The sequence below is a fragment of the Pseudomonas sp. B21-015 genome, from assembly GCF_024749285.1.
GTDB lineage: Bacteria > Pseudomonadota > Gammaproteobacteria > Pseudomonadales > Pseudomonadaceae > Aquipseudomonas.
The window spans coordinates 2,277,064-2,293,481 of sequence record NZ_CP087196.1 but is presented as its reverse complement, the minus strand read 5'-3'; the positions used below and the strand labels follow the sequence as shown (position 1 = coordinate 2,293,481).

Below are 16,418 nucleotides of genomic sequence, written 5' to 3'. Positions count from 1 at the left end.
TCAGGCCCCGCTTTATAAGCGGGGCCTTTTTTATGACCGCAGACCGGGCGAAGTCTGGATAAATCTCGCCAAGGTCGCTGTCGGGACAGTGCCAGCAGCTAAAGTTGGTCATATTTATGTCATGACAGGCCCGCAAGCTTGGATCTGTCCGTAAACAACAGGTTGATAAAAACAAGGACGACCTCATGCCCACACAAAACCCGCACCGCATTGTCGGCTTGTGCACTTCCAGCAAGGTGTACAACGCACTGACCGAACTCAAGCACCTGGAAGGTCATCGCAGCGCCAAGTTTCTCTCGCTGCTGGCGGAAAACCTGGTGCGAAAAGGCCTGCTCAATGAGCAGGAAGTGATGCATATGCTCGATAAAGTGGTGGATTGACCGCAGGACTCATTGGCGTCAATGACGACTATCGAAAGCGTTGATTGTCCGTTCAAGCGTCCGATCCGTAAGGTAGCTCCATAGATTGATGGAGGTACTTATGGCTCAGGTTCAAATCATGTCCGTTATCGGCAGCGCCGTTCCCGCACCGCTCAGAGCGCTGGGGTTGCTCGCCTGTTGGTACCTGGTGCAGGACGGCGAACCGATCAGCGGTCCGCTCTCCTCGCTACCCGCCGCCCAGGCCCTGTCGCAACGTATCGACTCAGGCCAGCTCAGCGCTTAAGGCAGCTGAACATGCGGCTTGGTTTCGATGAAGATTGCCCAACTCGACATGAACAACGCTGCGATCAAAGGCCCGATGACGAAGCCATTGAGCCCGAAAATCGCCAGGCCGCCGAGGGTTGAGATGAGAATCAAATAGTCCGGCATCTTTGTATCCTTACCCACCAGGATCGGACGCAGCACATTGTCCACCAACCCGATCACGAACACCCCGAACAACGCGAGCACCGTGCCCTGCCAGATCGCGCCGGTGAGCAGGAAGTACGCAGCCACCGGTGCCCAGACAATCCCCGCACCCACCGCCGGCAACAGCGACAGAAACGCCATCAGCACCGCCCAAAGCAACACGCTCGGGATATCCAGAAACCAGAAAATCAAACCGCCCAATGCGCCCTGCGTGATCGCCACCAGCAGGTTGCCTTTTATCGTCGCCCGCACCACGTGATTGAACTTGAGCTGCAAACGGCGTTTCTGGTTGTCCTCCAGCGGTATGGCGGCGCGTATTTTGCGCGCCAGTTCGGCCCCGTCGCGCAGAAAGAAGAACAACAGATAGAGCATGATGAAAAAGCTCACCACGAATTCGAAGGTGCCCTGGCCAAAACTGTAAGCCTGAGTCGCGAAAAACTGGCCGCCCTGCATCGCACTCTTGATGATTTTCTCCCGCAGACCGCTCAACTCGCCCATGCCGAAACGATCGAGCAGGTGCTGGAAGTACGGTGGCAGGCTGTGTTTGAACTGCACCACATGACCGGCGATGTCCAATTCGCCGCTTTCGATGTTTTTGTATATCGCCGTGCCTTCTTGAACCAGAAAGGCACTGACAATGGTCACCGGCAGGATCGCGATCACCAGACAGATACTCAGCGTGCACAGCGCCGTCAGGTTGCGTTGCCAGCCGAATTTCAGTTGCAACCGACGTTGCATGGGCGCAAAGACGATGCCGAGGATGACCGCCCAGAACACCGCGCCGTAGAACGGCAGCAAAATCCAGAGAAACGCGACGGTCACCAGCGCCAGCAAGACCATCAGCGACTTGTCTTGTAGTGTCGTTTCGTTCATGTCCGATCCATGTCAGTGCGCAGGGGGCGCAAATTCGCGTCCTTATATTTAGTCCGCCACGATTCGCGCGAGTGCCATCCGGTTTTTCATCAAGCATAGATCCAGATCAATGAACCCCGTGCGCAGGCCGCTTACCCTTGCCGGCTTTTGCGATCGACACTGCCATGCCCCGCACCATGACGCTCACGCCCCCGGAACTGCTCGCCCCTGCCGGTACCCTGAAAAACATGCGCTATGCCTTCGCCTACGGCGCCGACGCGGTGTACGCCGGTCAGCCGCGCTACAGCCTGCGGGTGCGCAATAACGAATTCGATCACGCCAACCTCGCGCTCGGCATCACCGAGGCCCAGGCTCAGGGCAAGCGCTTCTACGTGGTGGTGAACATCGCCCCGCACAACGCCAAGCTCAAAACGTTCTTGAAGGATCTGGAACCGGTGATCGCCATGGCGCCGGACGCGCTGATCATGTCCGACCCCGGCCTGATCATGCTGGTGCGCCGACACTTCCCGCAGATGCCGATCCACCTGTCGGTGCAGGCCAACACGGTGAACTGGGCCAGTGTCGAGTTCTGGCAGCAGCAGGGCTTGAGCCGGATCATCGTGTCCCGTGAACTGTCGCTGGAAGAAATCGCCGAAATCCGCCAGCACGTCCCGGCGATGGAACTGGAAGTGTTCGTGCACGGTGCGTTGTGCATGGCCTATTCCGGGCGCTGCCTGTTGTCGGGCTACCTGAACAAACGCGATGCGAATCAGGGCAGCTGCACCAACGCCTGTCGCTGGAAATACTCGGCGACACCGGCCAGCGAAAATCAGCTCGGCGAAATCGTCCAGCCGTTCCAACCCGAACCGACCCTGGGCATCGGCGCACCGACCGACCAAGTGTTCTTGTTGCAAGAGGCCAATCGCCCCGGCGAATCGATGCCGGCCTTCGAGGACGAACATGGCACGTACATCATGAACGCCAAGGACCTGCGCGCCGTCCAGCACGTCGAGCGCCTGACGCAAATGGGCGTGCATTCACTGAAAATCGAAGGCCGGACCAAATCGCACTTCTATTGCGCGCGCACCACCCAGGTTTACCGCCGCGCGATCGATGATGCGGTGGCTGGCCGGGTGTTTGATCGCAGCTTGATGAGCGATCTGGAGTCCCTGGCCCAGCGTGGCTATACCGAAGGTTTTTTGCGGCGACATGTGCATGACGAATATCAGAACTACCAGAACGGCAGCTCGGTTTCAGAGCGCCAACAGTTCGTGGGCGAACTGACCGGCGAACGCCGTGACCGGCTGGCCGAGGTGCGGGTGAAGAATCGTTTTGGCCTGGGTAATCACATGGAACTGATGACGCCCAAGGGCAACTTCCACTTCGATCTGCATCAGTTGCAGAACGTCAAAGGCGAGGCGATTGAACTGGCGCCAGGGGATGGGCACACGGTGTACCTGCCGATTCCGGATACGGTGGATTTGCGTTATGGATTACTGATGCGGGATGTCGGCGTGAGTTAAGTTGTGAACGGCCAACACCCAACCTGTGGGAGCGGGCTTGCCCGCGATAGCTGTCTGACAGTCGACATCAATGTTGAATGTTCTGGCCTCATCGCGGGCAAGCCCGCTCCCACAGGGATCTCCAGCGTTCACACAATCCGTGTGGGAGCGAGGCTTGCTCGCGAAGAACGATGACCGGCCGCCACTGACACAACACCGAGCAGCCAGAATCAGGCTCCGCCCGCCGAAAAGCGATCCCGGCTGTTGGTCAGGTGCAACCACATCGCCGCCCGCGCCGCATCCGGGTCCTGGCGTTTGATGGCGTTGAGAATAGCCTCGTGTTCGAGGTTGGCGAGCTGCCCTAGCTTGCTCAAATCCGCCGACCCGCGCTCGGCGGCATTGACGCGGGTGCGGGGGATCATGGCGCTGCCCAGGTGCTGCATGATCTCGGTGAAGCACACGTTGCCGGTGGCTTCGGCGATCAGCAGGTGGAAGCGTTTGTCGGCCTCGACACAACTGTCGTTGTTGGCCAGCAAGCTTTGATAGTCGTCCAGCGCTTCACGCATCTGCGCCAACTGTTGATCGGTACGACGAACCGCTGCCAGCGCGGCGGCCTGGGTTTCCAGGCCCATGCGCAACTCCAGAATGCTGCGCACGCCGAGCGCAGTATCGACATTCAGCCGCAGCCCCTGCTCCGGCACACGCTCAAGGACAAAGGTGCCGATGCCATGACGGGTTTCCACCAGCCCCGAAGCCTGCAACTTCGAGATCGCTTCACGCACCACCGTGCGGCTGACCCCATGCTCCTGAACAATCGTGTTCTCTGACGGCAGCTTGTCCCCCGGCAGCATTTGGCCGAGCAAAATACTCTGGGTCAGCTTGGCCACCAGATCGTGGGCCAGGTTGTGAGTGCGCTTGCGAGCAGGCGCGTCGAGGTTTTCTTGCATGGCGATCATCCGAAAGCAGAGCTAACGGGATCGTAGCACTGGGGTCGAATGGAATCTTCAGAAAATAACGCCTAACTTGTATGACAACACTCAAGATATCGACCAAAAAAGCACTCTCGCGGGCCCACACCGAACCAACAAAAACATAACAACCTTTAAATTAATAGCCATTTTATTGGACCGCGACGCTTGCCGGATAAAAAAATGTAGTTGTATGATGTCTATCAACATCGCATCACCCAGCCACACCCCGCATAACAATAACGAGTGGGAGAAAACGAAGTGAATACATCCATATCCGGAATGAACGATGGCGCCGATTCGGTCCTGAAGTCCGCCATCTCAAAAGTGAAACGCCACGTCCTGCCGCTGTTCGTGATCATGTTCATCGTCAACTACATCGACCGCGTGAACATCGGCTTCGTCCGCGCCCACATGGAACATGACCTGGGAATTGGCGCTGCCGCCTACGGCCTCGGTGCCGGTCTGTTTTTTATCGGTTACGCGCTGTTCGAAGTCCCCTCCAACATCCTCCTGCAAAAAATTGGCGCGCGAATCTGGCTGACCCGCATCATGCTGACCTGGGGCCTGGTGGCCGCTTGCATGGCGTTCATTCAGAACGAAACCCACTTCTACATCCTGCGTTTTCTGCTGGGCGTCGCCGAAGCCGGGTTCTTCCCCGGGGTGATTTATTACTTCACCCGCTGGTTGCCCGGCGTGGAACGCGGCAAGGCGATTGCGATCTTCCTCAGCGGTTCGGCCATCGCATCGCTGATCTCCGGCCCGCTGTCCGGTCTGTTGCTGCAAATCAACGGCTTGGGTATGCACGGCTGGCAGTGGATGTATTTCATCGAGGGCATGTTCTCGGTCGGGCTGTGCGTGTTCGTCTGGTTCTGGCTGGACTCCAAACCCCACGACGCCAAATGGCTGACCGTTCCTGAGCAGGACGCGCTGGTCAAAGCCATCGACGACGAACAACTGGCCCGCGAAGCCGCGACGCCGATCAAACCGTCGCTGGGCACGCTGCTCAAGGATCGCCAGATCATCCTGTTCTGCCTGATCTACTTCTTCATCCAGTTGACCATCTATGCCGCGACCTTCTGGCTGCCGAGCATCATCAAGAAGATGGGCGACCTGAGCGACATCCAGGTCGGCCTGTTCAACTCGATTCCGTGGCTGCTGTCGATCGTCGGCATGTACGCCTTCGCCTCGCTGTCGGGCAAATGGAAGCACCAGCAAGCCTGGGTCGCCACTGCCTTGCTGATCGCTGCTGCGGGGATGTTCATGTCCACCATTGGCGGGCCGATTTTCGCCTTCGTTGCGATCTGCTTTGCTGCATTGGGTTTCAAATCAGCCTCGTCGCTGTTCTGGCCGATTCCTCAGGCGTACCTGGATGCGCGGATCGCCGCCGGCGTGATTGCGCTGATCAACTCGGTGGGCAACCTCGGCGGCTTCGTTGCGCCGACCACCTTCGGCTTGCTGGAAGAACACACCGGTTCGATCCAGGGCGGGCTCTACGGCTTGGCCGCCACCTCGATCATCGCCGCGATCATCGTCTTCGCCGCGCGCAATAAACCGAAACCCGCACCCGTGGTTGCCCTGGGCAAACCAGCACCTAATCACGCCTGAACATTGGTTTGAAGGACAAGAAAATGAACCCACAAGAAGCCGCAAAAGCCCCGATCATCACCAGCATGCAGGTAGTTCCGGTGGCCGGCCACGATGGCATGTTGCTCAACCTGAGCGGCGCCCACGGCCCGTTTTTCACTCGCAATATCGTGATCCTCAAGGACAACGCCGGCCACACCGGTGTCGGCGAAGTGCCAGGTGGCGAACGCATTCGTCAAACGCTGGAAGATGCGCGCGCACTGGTGGTCGGCAGCCCGATCGGCACCTACCAGAAGATCCTCAATCAAGTACGTCAGACGTTTGCCGATCGCGATGCCGGCGGTCGCGGCCTGCAAACCTTCGACCTGCGCATCACCATTCACGCAGTCACCGGGCTGGAAGCCGCCCTGCTCGATCTGCTCGGCCAGCACCTGGACGTGCCGGTCGCCGCGCTGCTTGGCGAAGGCCAGCAGCGCGACGAAGTGAAGATGCTCGGTTATCTGTTTTATGTCGGTGATCGCAACGCAACCGATCTGGCCTACCGCAGTGAACCGGACGCCGACAATGACTGGTTCCGTGTGCGCCACGAAAAAGCCATGAGTGCCGATGCCATAGTGCGCCTGGCCGAAGCCGCCCGCGCCCGTTATGGCTTCAAGGACTTCAAACTCAAGGGCGGTGTGTTGAGCGGCGACGAGGAAATCGAAGCGGTCACGGCCCTCGCCGAGCGTTTTCCCGATGCGCGCATCACCCTTGACCCGAATGGCGCCTGGTCGCTCAAGGAAGCCATCCGCCTGTGTCGGGATCAACATCACGTTCTGGCTTACGCCGAAGACCCCTGCGGTGCGGAAAACGGTTACTCGGGCCGTGAAGTCATGGCCGAGTTCCGTCGCGCCACGGGCCTGAAAACCGCGACCAACATGATCGCCACCGACTGGCGGGAAATGGGCCACGCGATCCAGTTGCAGTCGGTGGACATTCCTTTGGCCGACCCGCACTTCTGGACGATGCAGGGCTCGGTGCGGGTGGCGCAGATGTGCCATGAATGGGGCCTGACCTGGGGTTCGCATTCCAACAACCACTTCGATATTTCCCTGGCCATGTTCACCCACGTCGCGGCGGCTGCTCCGGGTGAGATCACGGCCATCGACACCCACTGGATCTGGCAGGACGGCCAGCGCCTGACCAAAGCGCCGCTGCACATCGTCGACGGCTGCGTGCAGGTGCCGAAAAAACCTGGCCTGGGGGTTGAGCTGGATGTGGATCAACTGGCCAAGGCCCATGAGCTGTACAAAAGCATGGGGCTCGGCGCGCGGGATGACAGCGTGGCGATGCAGTTTCTGATTCCGGGGTGGACATTCGATAACAAGCGGCCGTGCCTGGTGCGCTAGGCCTCGAGAACACTGCAAGCCCACACACAGGGTTTTGTATTAAATCGAAGCTTGCAGCAACCAGTCCTTGAACACGGCCATCGCGGAGGTTTCGGCGCGCGACTGCAAGCGGGTCAGCCAGTAGCTGCCGGTGGTGATACCGATGGCGAACGGTTGCTCGATTGCACCCGCCGCCAGTTGCCGGGCAAACATCAGCGGCGGCGCCAAGGCAACGCCCGCACCTTGCAGCGCAGCCTCCATCATCGCCAGCGACGAGTCGAAGACGATACTCCGGGGCAGCACGGCATGGGCCGAAAAACCGGTCGCCTGAAACCACTCCGGCCATTCGTCCGTGCGGTAGGAGCGCAACAGTGTTTGTTGCAACAGGTCCGCAGGCGTGTGCAATTGCCGGGCGATCTCTGGAACGCAGAGCACCGACAGCGGCGCCTCGATCAACCGCACCGCTTCAATCCCGTGCCACGCCCCCGCGCCAAAGCGAATGGCGTAATCCAGGCCTTCGGCGGCCACGTCCACCCGGTTGTTGTTGGTCGACAGGCGCAAATCTATGAACGGATGTTTCTTCTGAAAGTCCGCCAATCGCGGCAACAGCCAACCAACCGCGAAAGTCCCCACAGCGCCCACCGTCAGCACCTCGCGAAAATGCCCGCCCTCGAAACGCTCCAGGGTTTCGGCGATCCGGTCGAAGGATTCGCGCAAAACCGGCAACAGGGTTTCACCTTCGCTGGTCAGCATCAGGCCGCGGGGCAGGCGTTTGAACAAGGTCACGTTAAGCTGGGCTTCAAGGCTTTTGACCTGATGACTCACCGCCGCCTGCGTGACGCACAACTCCACCGCCGCTCGCGTGAAACTCAAATGGCGCGCCGAAGCCTCGAAAGCACGTAGCGCATTCAGCGGCAGATGAGGTCGAATCATGCCCACTCCCAAAATTTTCTAATGGCTCATCCGAAATATCGTCGTTTGTCGGCGCTCGCCAAACTGCCTAGATTTGGCTCGCCCAGCAGCGGACCGGCTTGAAAAACCGCTCGGAGTGTAGCGGTTAACACCACGAACAATCATGGAAATTGACTCAATCATGCCTAAGAAAAATCAGAACAAGCTCGTATCCTACAGTGCTTTCGCACTTCTCCTCGGAGTCAGTCACAGCTTTGCTGACGAGCGCATCGAAGCCATCGTGAAGGCTGCCGTCGAACCGGTTATGCAGCAACAGCAAATCCCCGGCATCGCGGTCGCAATTACCGTCAATGGCCAACCGCATTACTTTAACTACGGCGTGGCCTCAAAAGAAAACGGCAAAGCCGTCACCAAAGACACTTTGTTCGAAATCGGTTCGGTGAGTAAAACCTTCACCGCCACCCTCGCCGCCTATGCACAGGCGACCGGAAAACTGGCCCTGTCGGACAACGCCAGTCAGGTTTTGCCGGCCTTGCGCGGCAGCGTGTTCGACAGTATCAGTGTGCTGCAACTTGGCACCTACAGCGCCGGCGGCCTGCCGCTGCAACTCCCCAGTGAGGCAGACCATCAGGACAAAATGCTCGGCTACTTCAAACAGTGGAAACCGACCTACGCCGCCGGCACTCATCGCCAGTATTCAAACCCCAGCCTGGGGTTGTTCGGCTACCTGGCGGCCCGCAGCATGGGTGCACCGTTCGATGAGTTGATGGAAAAAACCTTGCTGCCGAAACTGGGCCTCAAGCACAGCTACCTCAAGGTTCCGCAGGATCAGATGGCACTTTACGCTCAGGGTTACACCAAGGAGGACAGGCCTGCGCGGGTCGAGCCGGGTGTGCTGGATTCCGAAGCGTATGGCGTGAAAACCAGCGCCGCGGATCTGCTTCGCTATGTTGAGGCGAACATGAATCCCGCTTCGCTGGAAAAACCCTTGCAGCAGGCCATCGCCACCACTCACACCGGCTATTACAAGGTTGGCGAGATGACTCAAGGGTTGGGTTGGGAGTTCTACAACTACCCGGTGACGCTCAACACATTACTGGCCGGCAACTCGTCGCAGATGGCATTTGAGGCTCATGAAGTCCAGTGGCTGACCCCGCCGCAACCTCAACGCGACACCGTGCTGATCAACAAAACCGGTTCAACCCGCGGCTTCGGCGCCTACGTCGCCTTTATCCCGGCCAAAGACATCGGCATCGTGATCCTGGCCAACAAAAACTACCCGAACCCGGAGCGAGTCAGAATCGCCCACGAAATATTGAGTGCGCTGGCTGAATGATCTCAACCACTCATTGAGGCTGCCCCCTCGCCACAGGGTTCAGCGGTGGCAAACAAAATGGGCGACCTCTGAGGTCGCCCATTTTCGTTACTGAATTGAAACCTGCGCCTGCAAACGTCGCCCGATCACATCCATCAAATCACCGAGACAGAACCTGTGGGAGCGGGCTTGACTGACTGGCATTGGCGCAAGCCCCCCCTCACCACAAAGGTTCAACAGAAAATTCAATCATCCGGCATTTCAGGCGGTTTGGCGGGCTTCGCCGGTTTGCCTTTGGCACCTTTGGCCGGTGCAACTTCAGCCACTGGCGCTGGCACCGGTACTGTCGCTTCCTTCTCGGCGGTCGGCAGCTGGTCGACGGTGTTGAAAATCTCTTTCAACTCGACCGTATTCGATTGCTCAAGCTTCTTTTCGCCATCCTTGCCGATCAGGATGATTTTGCTCTTCGCACCGGCACCCAATTTGAGCGAGCGGATCAACGCCATCGTCGATTGCGGGTCGAGGTCTTTGCCATCCCGTTGGCCCATCGTATTGATCACGGTGTACAGCACCATGTTTCGATCGGTGAAACCCTTGCGGTTGGCGGAGTCGTCCAGTGATTTTTTCAGGTTGAGCCAGGTGGGGTCGACTGAACTGGGCGCGATGACAATCAGCGGACGGGCCCTGCCCACGTCTTTAACCAGCGGGGAATCGTCATCGGCGGCGAATGAAGGACCGACGAAAGCCAACAGAGTAGCCAGGGTCAAAGACCTGATGAGCATGCGCATCTCCTTTTGATATCCACGCTCTAATGATTGCGCATCGCGGTGATCGTTCCGGGCGATGCACCGCGATTGTGTTCCGCCTTGCCCAAGCTTAGGTCAGGGCGGTCATTGCGCAACAGCCTGAGCTAATCTCATAGCTGATTCATCGTGAGGGTTTATCCATGAGCGCTCATCTGAACCACACCATCGTTTGGTGCCGTGACAAACAGGCCTCGGCGCACTACTGACCGACCTCCTCGGCCTGCCTGATCCCGAGCCGTTCGGGCCGATGCTGGTGGTCAAGTTCGATAACGGGGTGTCGCTGGATTTCTACAACAACGACCCGCCCATCGCGTCCCAGCACTATGCGTTCTTGATTGGCGACGACGACTTCGATGCGGCCTTCGCTCGTCTGCAAGCGCTCAAACAGCCCTGGTGGGCCGATCCGGGCAAGCAGCGGCCGAACGAAATCAATGATTACGCCGGTGGCCGGCGGGTGTATTTCGATGACCCGGACGGGCATCTGCTGGAGATTTTTACTCGGGAAGCGGTATCGGATCAGAACGCCAGTTTATAGCCGATCAGCACCAGCATCGTCGCCAGGCACGGACGCAGCAGTTCGTCGGAGATGCGCCCGGTCAAATGGCTGCCCAGGTAAATCCCAGGCAACGAACCGACCAGCAAGAAGCCCAGGACGTGCCAATCCATGTTGCCCATGCTTGCGTGGCCAAGGCCGGCGACCAGGGTCAGGGGCACCGCGTGAGCGATTTCGGTGCCGACCAGGCGACGGGTGGGCAGCAGCGGATACAGGATGAACAGCGCGACGGTGCCCAGGGCGCCAGCGCCGATGGAGGTCAGGGCCACCATGGTGCCTAGCACCAGACCGGTGATCACGGTCAGTGCATTCAACCGGGAACCGCTGGGGTTATATTGGCCACCCGCCCGTTTGTGAGCGAAATCAAGCAAGCGCTTCTTGAAAAAAATCGCCAGCGCCGTGGCGAACAATACGAAGCCCAGCGCCTGTTTGATGACGGCGTTCATCGCCTCGGGCGAGGTTTGCAAAGTGCTCAGGAACCACAGCGTCAGGGCTACCGCCGGCACACTGCCGAGGGTCAACCAGCCGGTGATCGCCCAGTCGATGTTCTTGTTTTTGCGATGAACCAGTACACCACTGGATTTGGTAATGGCCGCGTACAGCAAGTCCGTGCCCACCGCCGTAGCCGGGTTAACGCCGAACCACAGCAGGATCGGCGTCATCAACGAACCGCCCCCGACGCCGGTCATGCCGACAATAAAGCCGACCACCAGACCTGCCACGACCAACCCGAAATTACCGAAATCCATTAATACGTCCAGAAATTCGCAATAAACAAACCGGTCAGCAGCATAGCGATTTTTCTTATAACCACATATATCGATGCGGTCTATCGTTATGCTTTTTCTCTGAGGAGCAGACGGTTTCAGAGAAATTCCTTCAGGAAGAATTGTGGATGATGTCCCGCATCTGATATCAAGTAGCCGCTAGTCAAGAGTTACGGCCAGCGCGCATGTGATGGATCAAAATCGATTATGCATGGAGCAAGAGCTGTGATTGGAATGAACTCGCTACTGATCGCCAAGGGGCTAGACCTTGCCAGAGCGCGCTATGTGCGCCATCAGGATCACAGAGGTGGAAAAGAGCTTTCGCCTCACGCGCTTTGGACTGCAGGAGACGGACGTTTCGAGTTCTACCAGTCACTGCAATCACGCAATGTGTTTGAGGCCTGCGACTGGATTATCTCCTGCGTTGGGACCCCTCTTGGAGAAACACTGTTTGTGGGTGTTTATGAAATCACCCACAAAGGTTTTGCACCGGAAGGATCAAAAGACCCAGTAACTGGTATCAACGTTGAAGGCCATCACTTTTATGAGATGAAACCCGACCCTCGATTCTTGGATATGGTTGGCAAAATCGTATTCGACTGGGGGCCGGGCTTACGATCATGGGTCCAGCGAGCCGACAACCAAGACAAAACTATCGTCGAGATACGCAGAACAGCCATCGAACCTCCCTTCCCTGGTTTTGATACGTTCAGCCATTCAATCAATGAGCTAGCGTCTGTGCCGGTGTCCTGGCGAGGAGCGCTTTCTGCGGTGTCTGGAGTTTATCTGATCACCTGCCGGGTAACCGGGAAACAATATGTTGGCTCTGCTTACGGCACTGGAGGGTTCTGGGCGCGGTGGGAGTATTACCGGTCCAGCGGCCATGGCGGAAACGTGGAAATGAAGTTACTCGACAATCATGACTTTAAAGTTTCGATACTTGAAGTTGCTTCATCTGCCGCATCGGAAGCGGAAATCATCAGAGCTGAAGGGCTATGGAAATCCAAACTTATGACGCGCGAATTCGGCTTGAATCGAAACTAGCCACAACAAAAAGCACACCAAGCCAAACCTTCACCACAACGCCTACCAACCATATACGCCCCCACCAACCTGGAAACTCGCATGAACTATCGTAGACAAAAGCTAATTGAACATTTAACCCGCACACTAGAGATACTTAAGAATCCAGAAGTCCCTACAGATTCTATCGAGGAAGAATTCTACTTTGGGTACCTTTCACCCCGACACTTAATCGACCGACTGAGCGAATTAGAAGAGCAGCTATATCGCCTTCGGCTGGCGGTTCATGAAAAGCCAGCCCGCTGCGCCCTAGCGGGCAGTCAAGGAGACTACACCGAGCTACTTGTTGGTGCGTCAGGAAAACTTGCAAAAGCCCAAAAACACATCAAGAAAAAGGCTTATTCCAACGACTTACTCATAATATGCGACCCTTACTTTTTTCAGTGGAGCGGCCCAAACAGAGTCTATAAAACCGAAAATGACTACATTGATTTTATTGCCAGCCTAGTCCCACCACACTTAAAAAAACTAGAACTATTCTTACTCCCAGGCCCCAACAGCGGCATCCAAAAAAAATTCAATCAGAGAATAAAGTCACAAGGCACTAAAATCTTATGCCATGAAACCACTGAAATTCATGACCGCGTAATCATAAGAGACAACGACACAGCAACACTCATGGGGACGTCTTTTGGGGGTTATGGAAACAAATTATCCTTTGTCTTGGAAATCCCATCTGACGACTTAGCAGAATTCATGTGTGAGCTTGACCGCATCAGGAGCAAACTTCCTCCGGATCAACCAGCCGCATAACCACAGTAAAAATCCACGCGGCTCACTGCACCGGCAAAAAATTCAGGAACAGCAGACTCTGGGCGTAGTTCAGGCCGATCCGCCGGTAGCGCTCGTCGAGCATCTGGGTCAGCAGGTCCAGCCGCGCGACGATCTTGCCGAACTCCACGGCAAAACTCAGGTTGCTGCCCTCCTCCGAGACTTCGTTGGAAAACAGCAACGGCTCGCCTTGCCTGTTTTGCCGCTGGCTCAAGATCCAGGTGGCTTTTTCGATGTTGCGCGCGGCATTGCTGACGAAGGTCGGGTTGAGCGCATCCGTCATGTAGAACTCCAGCCGATTGCCATGGGCCGTCACCAGCATGCTGCCGATGGCATAGATGAATGCGCCGACCCGGTCGCCGAGAAACTCCGGACTCATGGCGAAGCTCAGTGCAGCGAGGTCTTTTTTGCCGCCGAGGGTGGGTAGCGGCTCTTGCTGTTCGATGGCCATGCGCACTTGTTTTTCCGCGGTGCCTATATCGAGGAAGCCGGATTTCTTCAGCTCCTGCGGGTTGCGCAGGTAGAGCTTGTTCATCAGCAGGTAGAGGCTTTCGAGGTTGTCACGCATCGTCAGGGTCGCCATGCGGTCGACGCTGGTCTGGAGGAATTCCTGGGGTTTGCCATTGCGAAACTGGCTGACGACATCGTTGCCCGGTTGATGGCTGCAGCCACTGGCGAAGAGTATCGACAGGCTCATCAGCAGCAAGCAATGACGGCGAATTCGCAGGGTAACGCGGGGTAAAACTCGAGCCATGGGTTCTTGAACTTGGGCATGGGCCAGCGGTGGGGATCGCCGCAGGCTGGCCAAGAGTAGAACCGTGAAAGCTGAAAAAGTGCAGTGCCGGTGGTCCGTGAGCGCTGGCTACCGTAAAGGCGACCCCATATTAGTCATACTTTATAATTGAAATACTCGAGAAATAGACTATAAATCCTTCCTTGATCGCGCTAAAACACGATCATTAGTATGACTACTTCTTAAAAACAACAAAAAGGAAGGTCAACCATGCTTCAATCCCGACACCTGCTCTCCGGCCTCGGACTGTCCCTGATGATCGCCACCCTCTCCGCTCACGCCACTGGTTTGTCCAGCGAACAAAAAGCCTTCGGCAAAACCAATGACGGCACGCCCGTCGAGCAATACATTTTGCGCAACAGCCACGGCCTGCAGGCCACGGTCATTACTTACGGCGGGATTCTCCAGTCGCTGAAAGTGCCGGACAAAAACGGCAAGCTCGACGATGTGGTGCTGGGTTTCGACGACGTGCAGGGTTATCAAAGTGGCACGGCGTTCTTCGGCGCGACCATCGGCCGCTTTGGCAATCGCCTGGCCAACGGCGCCTTCGAGCTGGACGGCAAACGTTTTCAGGTGCCACTCAACGACGGCAGCAATTCGCTGCACGGCGGAGCTCAAGGTTTTGACAAGCGTGTGTGGAAAGCCGAACCGAGCAAGGGCAAGGATTCAGTGGGCGTGACGCTGACGTATCTGTCGGCGGACGGTGAAATGGGCTTTCCCGGCAACCTGAAAACCGAGGTCACCTACAGCCTCACCGAGAACAATGAGCTGCGCATCGACTACAAGGCCAGCACCGATAAGCCCACAGTGCTGAACCTGACCAACCACAGTTATTTCAACCTGGCCGGCGCGGGTAACGGCGATGTGTTGAAGCAACTGGCGACCTTGCACGCCGCCCATTACACACCGGTCACCGGCAAACTGATCCCCACCGGTGAACTGGCCCCGGTCGCTGGCACGCCCATGGACTTCACCCAACCGACGGCCATCGGTCAACACATCAAGGTCGATCACCCGCAATTGAAATTCGCTGAACCGAAACAAGGTGGTTTTGACTTCAACTGGGTGCTGGACGCCAAGGGCGATGTGGGCAAACTCGCCGCCGATGTCAGCGATCCGCAATCTGGCCGTCGGTTGCAGCTCTACACCACTGAACCCGGCGTGCAGTTCTACACCAGCAACTTCCTCGATGGCACGGTCAAGGGCAAGGCTGGCAAGATTTACCCGCATTGGGGTGCCTTTACTCTGGAAACCCAGCACTATCCGGACTCGCCGAACCAGCCGGGCTTCCCGTCCACGCGGCTGGATCCGGGCAAGACCTATGCCCAGACCACCGTGTTCAGGTTTTCCGCCCGGTAAGATCAAAAGATCGCTGCCGAAGGCTGTGATCTTTTGATCTTACCAGACGGAACCACCCTGCTATTTTACTGCCAACTGTAGTATCGATCGGACTTCGACAAGGAGGATTCATGCGTACTCTTGAGTTGGCCGGCAGCCCTGTGCCGGTCATCGGCCAAGGAACCTGGCACATGGGAGAGGAGCGCTCCCGGCACACGAAGGAAGTTGCAGCGCTGCGCCTGGGCATCGAGTTGGGCATGACCCTGATCGACACCGCTGAGATGTACGCTGAAGGGGGCGCCGAAGAGGTGGTGGGTGAAGCCATTGCCGGCCTGCGCGATCAGGTTTTTCTGGTCAGCAAGGTCTACCCTCACAACGCCAGCCGCAGAGGCATCCCCCAAGCTTGCGAGCGCAGCCTGCGGCGGCTCAATACCGATTACATCGATCTCTACCTGTTGCACTGGCGCGGCGAGTATCCCCTGGAGGAAACCGTCGAAGCCTTCGAACGCCTGCGCGAAGACGGCAAGATCGGCCGTTGGGGCGTGTCCAACTTCGACCTGAACGACCTGGATGAACTGGCCTCACCGGCCTGCGCCACCAATCAGGTGCTGTATAACCTGGAAGAGCGCGGCATCGAATTCGATCTGCTGCCCTGGTGTCAGCATCAAAGGATGCCGGTGATGGCCTATTGTCCGATCGGCCAGGGCGGGGCCATGCTGGCCAATTCGACGCTCAAGCAGGTGGCCGCCCGTCATGAGGCGACACCTGCGCAGGTAGCGCTGGCATGGATTCTGCATCAGAACGACGTGATCGCCATCCCTAAAGCGGTCCGTCCCGAGCATGTGCAGCTCAACGCGCAAGCAGCGCAATTGCGCCTTGAAGCGGGGGATCTGGAGGCGCTGGACCAAGCGTTTCGCGCGCCACAACGCAAGCAGCGGTTGGCCATGGTCTGAGCC

General features: G+C 57.6%; 16 protein-coding genes and 1 pseudogene. 11 read left to right on the top strand and 6 right to left on the bottom strand.

Translation table 11 applies throughout. The annotated features are described in order from the left end of the window. The first annotated feature begins 185 nt into the window (after positions 1 to 185). Both LOY38_RS10435 and LOY38_RS10430 read left to right on the top strand, forming a co-directional pair. On the top strand, positions 186 to 380 hold the full coding sequence (locus LOY38_RS10435; protein ID WP_258699954.1) for a hypothetical protein: 195 nt from the start codon (positions 186 to 188) through the stop codon (positions 378 to 380). Positions 381 to 480: 100 nt separating this feature from the next. Beyond that, a complete protein-coding gene (locus LOY38_RS10430; protein WP_258699953.1) occupies positions 481 to 663 on the top strand; it encodes a hypothetical protein in 183 nt (60 codons plus the stop codon). Here LOY38_RS10430 and LOY38_RS10425 read toward each other — a convergent pair. Further along, positions 660 to 1,721 carry an AI-2E family transporter gene (locus tag LOY38_RS10425; protein ID WP_258699952.1) on the bottom strand — a complete coding sequence of 354 codons (1,062 nt, stop codon included), beginning with the start codon at positions 1,719 to 1,721 and terminating at the stop codon, positions 660 to 662. The two genes, LOY38_RS10430 and LOY38_RS10425, sit on opposite strands and share 4 nt — an antisense overlap. Before the next feature lie 164 nt (positions 1,722 to 1,885). Between LOY38_RS10425 and yegQ the strand changes: the two genes are divergently transcribed. Continuing rightward, a complete protein-coding gene (yegQ, locus tag LOY38_RS10420) occupies positions 1,886 to 3,223 on the top strand; it encodes a tRNA 5-hydroxyuridine modification protein YegQ (RefSeq protein WP_408980575.1) in 1,338 nt (445 codons plus the stop codon). Positions 3,224 to 3,432: 209 nt separating this feature from the next. Here yegQ and LOY38_RS10415 read toward each other — a convergent pair whose 3' ends face one another. After that, positions 3,433 to 4,149, bottom strand: a complete 717-nt coding sequence (locus LOY38_RS10415) for a FadR/GntR family transcriptional regulator (protein ID WP_258699951.1) — start codon at positions 4,147 to 4,149, stop codon at positions 3,433 to 3,435. A 282-nt stretch (positions 4,150 to 4,431) separates the two neighbouring features. Between LOY38_RS10415 and LOY38_RS10410 the strand changes: the two genes are divergently transcribed. Next, on the top strand, positions 4,432 to 5,778 hold the full coding sequence (locus tag LOY38_RS10410; protein WP_258699950.1) for an MFS transporter: 1,347 nt from the start codon (positions 4,432 to 4,434) through the stop codon (positions 5,776 to 5,778). Between the two features lie 23 nt (positions 5,779 to 5,801). Continuing rightward, complete coding sequence (gene gudD / locus LOY38_RS10405; RefSeq protein ID WP_258699949.1) at positions 5,802 to 7,145, top strand: glucarate dehydratase; 1,344 nt, start codon at positions 5,802 to 5,804, stop codon at positions 7,143 to 7,145. Between the two features lie 39 nt (positions 7,146 to 7,184). Here the strand turns inward: gudD and LOY38_RS10400 are convergent, their stop codons facing one another. Further along, a complete protein-coding gene (locus tag LOY38_RS10400; protein ID WP_258699948.1) occupies positions 7,185 to 8,057 on the bottom strand; it encodes a LysR substrate-binding domain-containing protein in 873 nt (290 codons plus the stop codon). Positions 8,058 to 8,217: 160 nt separating this feature from the next. Here LOY38_RS10400 and ampC point away from each other — a divergent pair, with 160 nt between their 5' ends. Further along, positions 8,218 to 9,372, top strand: coding sequence for a class C beta-lactamase (ampC, locus tag LOY38_RS10395; RefSeq protein ID WP_309475869.1), 1,155 nt, complete (start codon positions 8,218 to 8,220; stop codon positions 9,370 to 9,372). Positions 9,373 to 9,596: 224 nt separating this feature from the next. Here ampC and LOY38_RS10390 read toward each other — a convergent pair whose 3' ends face one another. Continuing rightward, positions 9,597 to 10,133, bottom strand: coding sequence for a DUF4174 domain-containing protein (locus LOY38_RS10390; protein ID WP_258699946.1), 537 nt, complete (start codon positions 10,131 to 10,133; stop codon positions 9,597 to 9,599). Between the two features lie 164 nt (positions 10,134 to 10,297). Between LOY38_RS10390 and LOY38_RS10385 the strand changes: the two are divergent. Continuing rightward, positions 10,298 to 10,692, top strand: a pseudogene (locus tag LOY38_RS10385) (VOC family protein). On the opposite strand, the gene LOY38_RS10380 reads toward LOY38_RS10385, so the two are convergent. Further along, complete coding sequence (locus LOY38_RS10380) at positions 10,674 to 11,459, bottom strand: sulfite exporter TauE/SafE family protein (RefSeq protein ID WP_019648385.1); 786 nt, start codon at positions 11,457 to 11,459, stop codon at positions 10,674 to 10,676. The pseudogene LOY38_RS10385 and the gene LOY38_RS10380 overlap by 19 nt on opposite strands. 252 nt (positions 11,460 to 11,711) lie before the next feature. Here LOY38_RS10380 and LOY38_RS10375 point away from each other — a divergent pair, with 252 nt between their 5' ends. After that, complete coding sequence (locus LOY38_RS10375; RefSeq protein ID WP_258699945.1) at positions 11,712 to 12,521, top strand: GIY-YIG nuclease family protein; 810 nt, start codon at positions 11,712 to 11,714, stop codon at positions 12,519 to 12,521. An 81-nt stretch (positions 12,522 to 12,602) separates the two neighbouring features. Beyond that, positions 12,603 to 13,313, top strand: coding sequence for a hypothetical protein (locus LOY38_RS10370; protein ID WP_258699944.1), 711 nt, complete (start codon positions 12,603 to 12,605; stop codon positions 13,311 to 13,313). A gap of 22 nt (positions 13,314 to 13,335) precedes the next feature. On the opposite strand, the gene LOY38_RS10365 is transcribed toward LOY38_RS10370, so the two are convergent. Further along, positions 13,336 to 14,085, bottom strand: a complete 750-nt coding sequence (locus LOY38_RS10365; RefSeq protein WP_258699943.1) for a hypothetical protein — start codon at positions 14,083 to 14,085, stop codon at positions 13,336 to 13,338. Between the two features lie 249 nt (positions 14,086 to 14,334). Between LOY38_RS10365 and LOY38_RS10360 the strand changes: the two genes are divergently transcribed. After that, on the top strand, positions 14,335 to 15,483 hold the full coding sequence (locus tag LOY38_RS10360) for an aldose epimerase family protein (RefSeq protein WP_258699942.1): 1,149 nt from the start codon (positions 14,335 to 14,337) through the stop codon (positions 15,481 to 15,483). Between the two features lie 110 nt (positions 15,484 to 15,593). Next, positions 15,594 to 16,415: an aldo/keto reductase gene (locus LOY38_RS10355; protein ID WP_258699941.1), complete on the top strand. Its 822-nt coding sequence runs from the start codon at positions 15,594 to 15,596 to the stop codon at positions 16,413 to 16,415. Positions 16,416 to 16,418: the final 3 nt, after the last annotated feature.